This is a genomic window from Peptoanaerobacter stomatis (genome assembly GCF_000238095.2).
Classification (GTDB): Bacteria; Bacillota; Clostridia; order Peptostreptococcales; family Filifactoraceae; genus Peptoanaerobacter; species Peptoanaerobacter stomatis_A.
The window spans coordinates 1365968-1377822 of sequence record NZ_JH815225.1 but is presented as its reverse complement, the minus strand read 5'-3'; the positions used below and the strand labels follow the sequence as shown (position 1 = coordinate 1377822).

At 31.8% G+C, this 11855-nt stretch carries 12 protein-coding genes; 1 reads left to right on the top strand and 11 read right to left on the bottom strand.

Features of this window, described 5'->3' with window-relative positions; genetic code table 11:
* Positions 1 to 200: 200 nt before the first annotated feature.
* The 7 genes from HMPREF9630_RS05895 to HMPREF9630_RS05865 form a co-directional block, all read right to left on the bottom strand.
* A complete protein-coding gene (locus HMPREF9630_RS05895; RefSeq protein ID WP_009527600.1) occupies positions 201 to 1343 on the bottom strand; it encodes a BMP family lipoprotein in 1143 nt (380 codons plus the stop codon).
* Between the two features lie 33 nt (positions 1344 to 1376).
* On the bottom strand, positions 1377 to 2021 hold the full coding sequence (gene deoC / locus HMPREF9630_RS05890; RefSeq protein WP_009527599.1) for a deoxyribose-phosphate aldolase: 645 nt from the start codon (positions 2019 to 2021) through the stop codon (positions 1377 to 1379).
* Between the two features lie 443 nt (positions 2022 to 2464).
* A complete protein-coding gene (locus HMPREF9630_RS05885; protein WP_009527598.1) occupies positions 2465 to 3787 on the bottom strand; it encodes a pyrimidine-nucleoside phosphorylase in 1323 nt (440 codons plus the stop codon).
* A 256-nt stretch (positions 3788 to 4043) separates the two neighbouring features.
* Entirely contained in the window at positions 4044 to 5006 is a 963-nt protein-coding gene (locus tag HMPREF9630_RS05880) for an ABC transporter permease (RefSeq protein WP_009527597.1), read from the bottom strand.
* On the bottom strand, positions 5006 to 6106 hold the full coding sequence (locus tag HMPREF9630_RS05875) for an ABC transporter permease (protein WP_009527596.1): 1101 nt from the start codon (positions 6104 to 6106) through the stop codon (positions 5006 to 5008). Before HMPREF9630_RS05875 ends, HMPREF9630_RS05880 begins: the two co-directional genes overlap by 1 nt.
* A complete protein-coding gene (locus tag HMPREF9630_RS05870; RefSeq protein WP_009527595.1) occupies positions 6093 to 7631 on the bottom strand; it encodes an ABC transporter ATP-binding protein in 1539 nt (512 codons plus the stop codon). Before HMPREF9630_RS05870 ends, HMPREF9630_RS05875 begins: the two co-directional genes overlap by 14 nt.
* Before the next feature lie 242 nt (positions 7632 to 7873).
* Positions 7874 to 8296 carry a cytidine deaminase gene (locus HMPREF9630_RS05865; protein WP_009527594.1) on the bottom strand — a complete coding sequence of 141 codons (423 nt, stop codon included), beginning with the start codon at positions 8294 to 8296 and terminating at the stop codon, positions 7874 to 7876.
* Between the two features lie 402 nt (positions 8297 to 8698).
* Between HMPREF9630_RS05865 and HMPREF9630_RS05860 the strand changes: the two genes are divergently transcribed.
* Positions 8699 to 8917, top strand: coding sequence for a hypothetical protein (locus HMPREF9630_RS05860; protein WP_009527593.1), 219 nt, complete (start codon positions 8699 to 8701; stop codon positions 8915 to 8917).
* A 211-nt stretch (positions 8918 to 9128) separates the two neighbouring features.
* On the opposite strand, the gene HMPREF9630_RS05855 is transcribed toward HMPREF9630_RS05860, so the two are convergent.
* From HMPREF9630_RS05855 to HMPREF9630_RS05840, 4 genes are all read right to left on the bottom strand, one after another.
* Complete coding sequence (locus HMPREF9630_RS05855) at positions 9129 to 9593, bottom strand: threonine/serine exporter family protein (protein ID WP_009527592.1); 465 nt, start codon at positions 9591 to 9593, stop codon at positions 9129 to 9131.
* Positions 9590 to 10372 carry a threonine/serine exporter family protein gene (locus HMPREF9630_RS05850; protein ID WP_009527591.1) on the bottom strand — a complete coding sequence of 261 codons (783 nt, stop codon included), beginning with the start codon at positions 10370 to 10372 and terminating at the stop codon, positions 9590 to 9592. The genes HMPREF9630_RS05855 and HMPREF9630_RS05850 overlap by 4 nt, the downstream gene beginning before the upstream one ends.
* 289 nt (positions 10373 to 10661) lie before the next feature.
* A complete protein-coding gene (gene dtd / locus HMPREF9630_RS05845; protein ID WP_009527590.1) occupies positions 10662 to 11129 on the bottom strand; it encodes a D-aminoacyl-tRNA deacylase in 468 nt (155 codons plus the stop codon).
* Between the two features lie 23 nt (positions 11130 to 11152).
* Positions 11153 to 11665 carry a hypothetical protein gene (locus HMPREF9630_RS05840; RefSeq protein WP_009527589.1) on the bottom strand — a complete coding sequence of 171 codons (513 nt, stop codon included), beginning with the start codon at positions 11663 to 11665 and terminating at the stop codon, positions 11153 to 11155.
* Positions 11666 to 11855 lie beyond the last annotated feature (190 nt).

Genomic DNA, 11855 nt, shown 5'->3' with positions numbered 1-11855 from the left:
TTCTAAATATGATTTAGTAATTAAACTTAAAAATTGATAGTATAATTTTTTTAAAACTAATAAACGAAAACAAATTTGTTGATAAAGTTATTTTGAGGTATAAAGCTATTAACAATAAGTAAAGGTATAATATATAAATTGTAGCTGTATATTTATAAAAAAACCGCCCTCAAATCAGGACGGTTTTTAATTGTTGTATATTATTGTATATTTTCAACTTTTACCAATTCAGTAGGTACTTCTGCAGCGTTTTCTGCGATATCGTCTTTGTTTACAACTACTTTACCATCAACTATGTCTTGATATATTTTATCGTATTCTTCTTTTGTGAAGTTTTTGAATCTTGCTGTATCCATAGCTAATAGCACGTTGCCTGTATCTGCGCCAAGTACAACTGATTTTCCGCCTTCAAATTTATCATCATATACAGTTTTTAATGTTTCATATACTGAGTTTTTAAGGTTTTTCATTGCTGATGTTATAACTGTTTCTGATTCGCCTGATTGGTCAACGTCAACACCTATAACTGCTTTTTTAGATTTTTCTGCGGCTTTCATTACAGAGTTTCCAACTGCTCCACCACAAGCAAATATTACTTCTGTTCCGTCTGTGAACCAAGAAGATGCTTTTGTTTCATTTTCAGGAGTTGCGTCGAAATTTCCAACGTAAGTATATTTTATTTTTACCTCATCTTTTGCTAAGTTAAGTTCTTTAGCAGCTGCGTCTGCACCTTGTATATATCCGTATCCGAATCTTATAACAGCCGGTACGGCTATTCCACCCATAAATCCTAATTGTCTGTATCCTTCTTTAACTGCTGCATAACCTGCAAGGTATCCTGATTGTTCTTCTGCATAGAATATAGATGCTGTGTTTTCAGTGATTTCTGCGTCTTTATTCAAATCATGTGGTGCACCGTCTAATATTATGAATTTTGTATCAGGGTATTTTGTTTGCATTTTATAAATTGGTACTTCAAATAAAAATCCTGGACAAACCACAACTTTTGCTCCACCTTTTATTGCAAGCTCAATTGCTGTTATACAAGCTGCATCTGATTTTTCAGTCGGTTTGTAGTATTTATGAGTTTTTCCGGCTTCTTTTGCAAATTGTTCAACGCCTTCCCAAGCTCCTTGGTTGAATGATTTGTCATCAATTGTTCCAACGTCTGTTATTAGAGCTATTTCTGCTCCATCAGCTGATTGTTCGTCATTTTTTGCGTCTGATTGCTCAGTTTTTGTTTCCTCTTTTTTCTCAGCAGTTTGGTTTGAACCACCGCAACCTACTAATAGTGTAGATGCCATAACAACTGAAAGCAAAACACTAAAAAGTTTCTTTTTCATAATAAATTGCCTCCTAAAATAAAAAATATTTTTTTAATCTATCAGTGAAATAGCTGAACTTGTACCTATTCTGCTACAGCCTGCGTTAATATAGTTCTCCATATCAGATTTTGTCTTTATTCCACCTGAGGCTTTCATTTTGACATCATTTGATATGTGTTTTTTAAACAGTGCTATGTCTTGCAAATTTGCACCGCTTGTTCCAAAACCTGTGCTTGTTTTGATGTAATCCGCCTTTGCATCGCTTACTATCTTACATAGCTTTTCTTTTTCTTCATCAGTTAAATAGCAAGTTTCCACTATTACTTTAAGTATTACATCTTTGGCAGCCAGTCTTATTTGTTTTATTTCGTTTTCTATGTAAGAAAAGTTGTTGTTTTTTACTTCACAGATGTTTATTACCATATCAACTTCGCCCGCTCCGTCTTCAATAGCTTTTTTTGTTTCAAAAACTTTGACATCTGTTGTATTGTACCCAAGTGGAAATCCTATAACTGTGCATACATTTATTTTATCTCCATAGGTATCTTTTATTTTTTTTATGTAACAAGGTGGTACACAAACACTTGCCATACCATATTTTATAGCTTCATCACACAACTTTGCTATATCGCTCCAAGTTGTGAAAGCTTTTAATACAGTATGGTCTATTTTGGGAAATATTTCTTCATTTTTCATAAACTCTTCTCCTTTAATAATAGTACAATTTGGTGTAATGGTCAACATTTAATTTTGATTTATCATCTTGTCTAACTTTGTTAGACTTAACGTATTTCTTAAGCTAAGTAATATAAGTACGCTCATTTGTCTTTCGTTCGTCTATCTCCACTATACAAGTGATAAATCAAAATTGATATTCTCTTTAACAAGTGTAAATTGTAAGTTATTTCTTGATAAATTGAAACTAAAAAATTTAATATTCAGACAATATAAATTATAATGTTTTTTTAATATTTTGATTTTTTATATTATTTATTTCTACTTGAGTAAAATTTGTTCTATAAAACGTGTAGAACGAGGCGGACAAGTAGAGCTTGAGTGCGTGTACTGAAGTTATACAAGCGAAAGTTCTGCGAAGTTAGGCGAAGTAAATTCACAGTTTTAGGGCAAATTTGGGTAAATTAAAATTTAGTGATATTATCCTTTTCAATTCTTGCCAATACAAGTTTTTCTTCTTTTGGTTTATCTTTGCTGAATTGTAGAGCTTTTATATAGTTTTGCTCTACAGAATTTATGCAGTTTTCATCATTTGTGTAAAACTTAGCAAGTACATCGCCTTTATTTACATAATCTCCCACTTTTTTTGACAGTATTATCCCTGCTGAATAATCTATCGGAGAATCTTTTGTCATTCTGCCGGCTCCTAAGTGCGAAGAGCATAATCCTATTTGTTGCGTATTCATTTTTGATATATAACCGCTTTCAGTTGATTTTACTTCATAGATTATTTTTGATTTTTCAAAATTGTCTGTATTTTCTATTACAGATACATCTCCACCTTGAAGTGCTACCATTTTTTTGAGATATTCATAGGCTGATTTATTTTTTATTGCGTCAGTTGCCATTTGTCTGCACTTATCCAAATCACCTTTTTGTGCTAAGTAAAGCATATTAGCTGATAATTCTATGCAGACGTCAGTTAAGTCTTTTGCACCTTTTCCAAGTAAAACATCTACTGCTTCAATTACTTCAAGTGAGTTGCCTATATTATTTCCAAGAGGTATATCCATGTCGGTTATAAGCGCTACTGTTCTTTTTCCTGAACGCTCACCTATGTCAACCATAGCTTCTGATAATTCAATCGAACCGTCCAATGTTTTCATAAATGCACCACTTCCGGTCTTTACATCAAGAAGTATGCAATCTGAACCTGCTGCCAATTTTTTGCTCATAATTGATGATGCAATTAGAGGTATAGAGTCTACAGTTGCGGTTACATCTCTAAGTGCATATAATTTTTTATCGCAAGGTGCTAAATTTCCGGATTGTCCTATCACAGAAAATCCAGCTTTATTTACTACATCGAAAAATTCTTTTTGTGTCAGTGTAGTTTTCATATTAGGTATGGCTTCAAGTTTATCTATTGTTCCGCCTGTATGGCCAAGTCCTCTTCCTGACATCTTTGCAACTTTTACACCATAAGATGCTACTATAGGAGAAATTATTAGAGTTGTTTTATCTCCAACTCCGCCTGTAGAGTGCTTATCAATTTTTATGCCTTGTATTGCGGATAAATCAACTATATCGCCTGAATGTGCCATTGCATCTGTCAATACAAATGTTTCTTGACTGTTCATACCTTTAAAATATATAGCCATAAGCATTGCAGACATCTGATAATCGGGTATATTTCCCTCTACATATTCACTTACCATTTCTCTTATTTCTTTTTCACTTAATACATTTCCATCACGTTTTTTCATAATTAAATCATACATATACATCGGTATCACCCCTTTTTTATAGGTTGTTGTAAATTTAATTAAGCGAATTTTTTATATAGAATATTTGAATTGTAATGCTAAAAACTATTTAAAATAATGAGATTTTTAAAATGTTGTATTTCCTTAACTTTATAAACGAATTAAATAAGTCATGGTTTTTAGTTGTAAATATATTTATTTAATAAATAAAGGTATTGCTCTTAACCAACTAAATTATGAATATTTTTTTGTTTTTTGTAAGTTTATAAACTTAGTTTTATCTCACTGATTTATCATATGGGATACCTTCTGCTTTAGGGGCTTGAGAGTTTTTGGACATAAATACAAGCACGAGCAGTGTTATTATATATGGTATCATCTTGAACACATTGGCTGATATAGGTAAGTCTTTTAAAATTGGTATGCCTGAGTATGCAGCCGCAAAAGTCTTCATAATACCAAAGAAAAATGCTGAGAAGAATATTTTTTGACATCTCCATTGACCGAATATCAAAACCGCAAGTGCCAAGAAGCCATAACCTGCAACTGTTGCATTGAAATTTGTAGAAGTAGGTACTACAAAAACTATTCCACCAATACCTGCCAATATTCCTGATATTAAAACTCCCATATATCTTATGAAATATACATTTATACCGACAGAATCAGCTGCTTGAGGATGCTCTCCGCAAGCTCTCAACCTTAAGCCGAATCTTGTGTGTGTGATAAGTATATAAGATATTACATATATTATCAAACCTACATAAGTAGTTATATAAGCGTTTTTGAAGAACATTGAGCCTATTATAGGTATGCCTGACAGAACAGGTACTTCTGTTATGTGAAATTTATCTGCAAATTGTACTTGTTGTACGCTTTGTAATATTCTTGCTGTAAATATTACAGCAGCAGGTGCAAACATATTAAGTGCTGTGCCTGATATTGTTTGATCGGCTTTTAGATTTATTGAGGCAAAAGCATGAAGTAGGGAAAAAATTCCACCGGCAATGCCTGCAATAATTATAGCTACTAACAGCATAAGCTGAGGATTCATAGGAGAATCATTCATTTGCATTAAAGCTATAAATCCTATGCCGAAGAATGCACCGATTACCATTATTCCTTCAAGTGCTATATTTATAATTCCGCTTCTTTCTGAGAACATACCTGCGAGAGCGACTATTAAAAGAGGAATTGCAAAAAACATTGTCTGTTGAACTATATAATAGATTGTGTTCATTATTGTTTATCCTCCTTTTTGTCTTTTTTATCAAAAAATAATTTTAATATTATAGTTTTAAATACTAAAGAGAACGCACCGCAATATATTATAGCAGCAACTATCATATCTATTACTTCCGGAACAAAACTTAAAAGTTGTAAATTATATCCGCCTACTGTTATGTGTGCAATGAATAGGCCTGCGAATAATATACCTATAGGGTTTGATACGCCGAGCAATGCGACTGATATACCGTTAAAGCCTTCAGGAGCTATTACGTCAAGCACCTGCATATATTTACCTGTAGAGCCAAGATACATAAGTGCTCCACCGATTCCTGCAAGTACACCTGATATTGACATTGCAAGTATGATATTTTTTTTGTCATTTATACCTGCATATCTACTCGCATCTTTGTTCATACCACAGGCTTTTAATTCAAAGCCGAAAGTAGTTTTTTCGATAATTATATATATTATTACTACTGCCATTATTACTATTAAAAGTGCCATATCCAAGTTTGCATCAGGAAACAGTATATCAAGACCGATCCTTGGTGTTTTTGCAGATTCTGCTACAGGCAGTGTTTGGTTTTTTAACTGGTCATATAATTTTAGTTTAGGAATCATCATATTTACGAAAAATATTCCTATATAATTTGTCATAATAGATGATATAACTTCATTTACATTTGCTACGGCTTTTAAAAATCCCGGTATGAATCCCCATAATCCTCCGGCAATTCCTGCAAGTATAAGAGCTACAATAAAATGTATTACAGGAGGCAAAAATGTAAATTTTATACCGACTAAAACAGCTACAAATGAACCTAATGTAAATTGTCCTGCCGCCCCTATGTTAAAAAGTCCGGTTCTAAAAGCAAAACCTACAGCAAGACCTGTCATTATAATAGGTACTGCTAAATTTACTGTTTGACCTATTCCTGTCATACCGTTTACAAGTCCGCCTTGTAATATTGTGATAAAACCTGCACTCGCTTGCTTGGCATTTGATACCAAAAGAATTATAAGTCCGAAGAGCAAACCGGCAAGTATAGCCATTATAGATGAAGAAAAACTTATTATTGATTTTTGAAAATTTTTGTTATTGTTTTTCATATCCTATACCTCTCTTTGTTCCAGCCATATATAATCCAAGTTCTTGTGTAGTAGTAGTTTTAGGATCTATGTCTGCAACTATCTCGCCCTCATACATTACAAGTATCCTATCACTTAAATTCATAACTTCATCCAATTCAAAAGATACTAATAAGACTACTTTTCCTTTATCTCTTTGCTCAACCAATTTTTTGTGAATGTACTCTATTGCACCTACGTCTAATCCTCTTACAGGTTGTACTGCTATTACAATATCAGGATCTCTGTCAAGTTCTCTTGCTATTATCGCTTTTTGCTGATTGCCTCCGGACATTCCTCTTACGATTGACTCTTCTCCCTGTCCGCTTCTTACGTCATATTGCTCTATAAGTTTTTTTGCATATTTTGATATTTCGTCAAATTTTATAAAACCGTTTTTTTGAAACCTGTCATCATAATAAGTTTGTAGGACAAGATTTTGGGCAAGAGTATAATCAAGTACAAGACCGAATTTATGTCTATCTTCAGGAATATGAGCCATTCCGTCCAAACATCTTTTTCTTATACTCTCGTTAGTTATATCTTTTCCGTTTAAAATAATTTGACCTGATTCCACATGTATAAGACCTGTTATTCCGTATACAAGTTCCGACTGTCCGTTTCCGTCTATACCGGCAATTGTTATTATTTCACCTTTTCTTGCTGTAAATGATACATTGGATACCGCATTTTTTCCTGCGTGTATTTGGTCTTTTATAGTGAGGTTTTTTACTTCAAGGACTGTATCGCCGGCTTGCTGTTCTTTTTTATCAACATTCAGATTGACTTTTCTGCCTACCATCATTTCCGACATTTCTTCTTTTGAGGTAGATTTTACATCAACAGTTCCTATATATTTGCCTTTTCTCAGTACGCTACATCTGTCTGCAACAGCCTTTATTTCATTGAGTTTGTGAGTTATAAAAACTATTGATTTACCTTCTTTTGCCATTTGCTTCATAATTTCCATGAGCTCATCTATTTCTTGTGGAGTAAGTACAGCTGTAGGCTCATCAAATATTAATATATCATTGTCGCAGTACAACATTTTGAGAATTTCAACTTTTTGTTGCATGCCTACCGTTATATCTGATATGTACGCATCAGGATTTATGTTGAATTTATAATTTTCAGAAAGCTCAACTACTTTTTTTCTTGCCTCTGTCATCTTTAAAAATCCGGCATTTACAGTTTCGTGACCTAATACAATGTTTTCAAGCACAGTAAAATTATGAACAAGCTTGAAATGTTGATGTACCATACCTATACCGAGATCATTGGCTATATTTGGGTTGTTTATATCTTCTTTTTTTCCATTTATATATATTTCACCTTCTTCAGGCTGATATAGACCGAATAATACACTCATAAGAGTAGATTTTCCGGCGCCATTTTCACCCAACAAGGCATGGATTTCACCCTTTTCAATATGCAATGTAACATCGTCCAGTGCTTTGAAATCACCAAATTTTTTGGTAATATGATTCATTTCAATTACATTACTCAATTAGTGTTCGCCTCCTTATTTTATATTTCAAATTAATAATTTATATGGTTTGAATACTAAATTATTTAGTTTGAATTTAATAAAAAATAATTTCCAATTTATAGTTATAAATATAGTATTAATTTTAATTTAGCACTTGGATAACGAGACAGACAAATGAAAGGCGAAGGAGTGTACTAATGTTACGTGACTGAGCCTTGATATGAAGTCTAACGAAGTTAGGCAAGCTGATAAATTAAAATTTAGTTGTTTAAATTATTTTTATTAAAGCCAAGTGGCATTATTTCACTTAACTTATACTCCTTATAATCTTGCTCTGATTTTGCAAGGATTATGATAAAATTATTATAATCACAAAATTCCATCATAACCTGCCTGCATACACCGCAAGGAGGAGTATATTCAAATTCACCTTCCTTTGTAGTTTCAAGACCTCCTACAATGGCAATAGCGTCAAACTCTCGTACACCTTCAGAGACAGCTTTGAAAAAAGCTGTTCTTTCTGCACAATTGGTAGGTGAATATGTTGCATTTTCTACGTTGCAACCTTGATATATTTTTCCATTTTTTGCGAGCAGAGCTGCACCTACTTTAAAATTGGAATAAGGGGTGTATGCGTTTTCCCTTGCTTTAAACGCAAGTCGTATTAATTCACTTTTATTCATAATCATTTCCTTTCGATTGGAAAATATAATTATATTTTATTTATATATTGAAACATACAAATTAATTACATCTATTATAACAATTGTATTATAATTTAATTACAAAAAACAAAAAAGGACATATGGCATATTTGGGAATAATTATACCATATTTTTTAAGAGTTTTGAAGTAATTTACTATAAAATAGTCAACGTATATACAGATAAATTTGAATAAATGAAAAAAGTATGGAAGTAAAATATGTTATTTACAATATACTATACAATAAGTATTTATGATATAATAATATTATAAAATCAAATAATAAATACATATAAACAATATATTTTAAATAATAAAAATTGCAATTTTTTTTAACAAGGAATCAGTATTATAAAAAAGACGAGGAAGGAGCGAGAGATATGTGTAGAATATCAGAGATGTTGAGAGAAGAAGGCAGATTGGAAGGAATGGCTGAAGGTAGATTGGAAGGAGAGGAAAAAGGAATACAAAATATAATAGAAGTATATAGAAATGAATTATTTTTAGATAAAGAAGAGATAGTGTCAAGAATAAAGGCGAAGTTTGATTTGACATATGATAATGCACAAAGTTATGTAGATAGATTTTATAAAAAATAGACATAGGGATAAAAGTGAAAAATATTTGGATATTAAAATATTAAAAACCGCTCATATTTATAAATAATACTAAAAATCAATAGAATTATAGAAAAATAGTGTTGTGTAAATTTCATTAAAATATAACACTGTTTATAGAGTTTTCAGATAAATTATCTATTATTCTATTATGGATTAGTATAAAATATAGATGTTGAGCGGTTTTTTACACTTATTCTTTATCTTCTCTCCATACGTCTGCTGATTTTTTCCAACCGAATACTTTTGGGGATATGGAGTATGCAACACCTATGCCCATACCTATAGAGAGTGCCAATTTTATGCTTTCAAAGCCTTTGCGTATTGCTTCTGTTTCATTTCCTATTATTCCATAATATGCCGTATAATAAATCCAAGCACCAGGAACTATTGTAAATATACCACAAAGCAAAAACATAGTGGTCGTTGCTTTATACTGTACAGATAAATATCTTGATACTACGGTAAGCACCAAACTTGTCATAAATGTTGCTATTATAGGTCTGTGAAAATTAAGGTTTACAGCGAGATATACAGCCCATCCTATACTGCCAACAAAACCGCAATGTAGATAATATTTTTTCGGAACGCTGAAAAGTACGGAAAAAGCACTTGTTCCTATAAAAGCGGCAATGAGCTGAAGTACTACATAACTCATATAAGACCTCCTATAATAATCCAAATTCTAAGAGCAACACCTACACCGGCAGCTATACAAGTGGCGGTTATAAGTGCATCTACCATTCTGATAAGTCCTGATACATGATCGTTTTCCAAAAAATTTCTTATTGCATTGGTTATAGGGATACCAGGTACCAATGGGAATATCGCTCCTATTATTATTTTATCCAGATAGTTTCCGATGCCGAGGCTGTATAATATATGACAAAGCAGTGTTACCAGAGCACTTCCGGCAATATAACTCATAATTTTAGGTATATATAATTTCGGAACTATATACAATAAGAAAAAATAAAGTGCAACTCCGGCTATAAAAGATACAAAAGTATCATAAAAACTTCCTCCGAACAAATAACAGAAACTTCCGCTTCCAAGACCGGAGCATACAACTTTTGTCAGCTTTGATGATGATTCCAAATTTTCTATATGTTTAAGCTCATCTTTTATATCTTCGTATTTGAAATTTTGGCTTGCCAGTTTTCTTGAAAGCTCGTTTAGAGCTTCTACTCTGCATAAATTTGTGGATGCCAAGGGTACATAGCATATGCGAGTTGAGTATAGTTCACCGTCTATAGTTATTGATGCAAATATAGCATTTGCGATAACATAAGCATTAAAATCGTTTAAACCGAGACTTTTTGCACCATAATTCATAGCGGCATTAATTCTAAAAATTTCACCGCCGTTGGACAGCATAAGAGAACCCATATGGGTAACAGTTTTGAAATATTCAAGTTGTCTTTTGCTATCAGTCATATGTCTACCTCTTTTATATTAATACTGATATTTGTTTAATTAATGGATAAAATGTATATAGTTTTTTTACTTTGAATATACTTATACTAAAACTCAATAGAGCTATAGAAAATATCATTGTGAAAATTCATTAAAATATAATACCGTTTATGGACTTCTTGTATAAATTATCTATTATTTCATTAGGGATTATAGTAACTTTTAGTATAAGCTTATAAAAAATCAGGCTTATTGATAATTATTGTATAAAATATCAACAAGCCGAAATTAAAAGTTTGATGTGATACAGTTATTTTTTCAATAACTCATCAGAGTCCAGCATTATAGTTACTGGACCATGATTTTCTATATTTACGAGCATATCTGCGCCGAAGATGCCGGTTTTGACTACTATGCCATTTTCTTTCAGCTTAGATGCAAATTTTTCATACATTTCGTTGGCATATTCTGGTTTTCCTGCCTCTATAAAGCTCGGTCTGTTGCCGTGTTTGCAGTTTGCGTATAGAGTGAATTGAGATATGAGAAGTATTTCTCCATTGTAATCAGCTATAGATAAATTCATTTTGCCGTTTTCATCCTCAAATACTCTGAGTTTGGATATTTTGTCAACAAGTTTGTTCAAATCATCATCAGTATCTGTGTCACATACGCCGAGTAATACGACGAAACCTTTTTCTATACTTTCTTTGAGTTTATATTCTCCGTCTGTTTTTATTGATACGCTTGATTTAAGAGATCTTTGCACCAATGCTCTCATAGTCTTTCCTTTCTATTTTTACTCTATTTTTTTGCAAGCTTTTTGCCTTTTTTAGCAAACTTCATACGTTTTTTTACATCAGCAATGAATGCTTTTTCGTCTTCAATCTTGTTTATATATACGGTATCGCTCAATCCTTTTTTTTGCATTTTTATGTTTATACCTTTTTTTGTCAGTTTATCTATAGATTCCATATCTTGATACAGCAAGAATTTACCTGAATATATCAAACCGTTTTCGTACATAAGTATGTTTTTGATAGAGATAAATGATACAAGTGTCACAAAATATACAAATAAGGCAAATGTAAAAATCATGGTAGGAGTCTTTTTCTCCTGAAGTATGAACATAACCACATAAAATGCACCTATTGCAAGCATTACATATCCCATAGTTTTCACCGTGGACTTGTGTTTATATTCACCAACCTTATTACCGGCTAATTTTTTGAACCTTAAAAAATGATTACCTACGAAAATAGTGTAGCCTAATACAACGGCGATCATAAATATATTGCTTATAAGTATGTCTCTCAAAATATTACCTCCTAAAATAAAAACTTCATCTTATATATTATACTATATAATTTACAAAATATTAACATTTATATGTAAATTTATTCCATATTACGAGTTTTTAATATATAATATAAAATATATATGTTAAAAGATTGACAGTATATAACCTTTAAATTATATATTTTTTTCTTGAATTTGTATAGCTTTT

Bases quoted from the DNA above. Each gene is read 5' to 3' on its own strand.
- dtd (WP_009527590.1), bottom strand. From the start codon at position 11,129: ATGAGAGCATTGGTGCAAAGATCTCTTAAATCAAGCGTATCAATAAAA.
- HMPREF9630_RS05895 (WP_009527600.1), bottom strand. From the start codon at position 1,343: ATGAAAAAGAAACTTTTTAGTGTTTTGCTTTCAGTTGTTATGGCATCT.
- HMPREF9630_RS05875 (WP_009527596.1), bottom strand. From the start codon at position 6,106: ATGAAAAACAATAACAAAAATTTTCAAAAATCAATAATAAGTTTTTCT.
- HMPREF9630_RS05865 (WP_009527594.1), bottom strand. From the start codon at position 8,296: ATGAATAAAAGTGAATTAATACGACTTGCGTTTAAAGCAAGGGAAAAC.
- HMPREF9630_RS05885 (WP_009527598.1), bottom strand. From the start codon at position 3,787: ATGTATATGTATGATTTAATTATGAAAAAACGTGATGGAAATGTATTA.
- HMPREF9630_RS05855 (WP_009527592.1), bottom strand. From the start codon at position 9,593: ATGAGTTATGTAGTACTTCAGCTCATTGCCGCTTTTATAGGAACAAGT.
- HMPREF9630_RS05850 (WP_009527591.1), bottom strand. From the start codon at position 10,372: ATGACTGATAGCAAAAGACAACTTGAATATTTCAAAACTGTTACCCAT.
- deoC (WP_009527599.1), bottom strand. From the start codon at position 2,021: ATGAAAAATGAAGAAATATTTCCCAAAATAGACCATACTGTATTAAAA.
- HMPREF9630_RS05860 (WP_009527593.1), top strand. From the start codon at position 8,699: ATGTGTAGAATATCAGAGATGTTGAGAGAAGAAGGCAGATTGGAAGGA.
- HMPREF9630_RS05880 (WP_009527597.1), bottom strand. From the start codon at position 5,006: ATGAACACAATCTATTATATAGTTCAACAGACAATGTTTTTTGCAATT.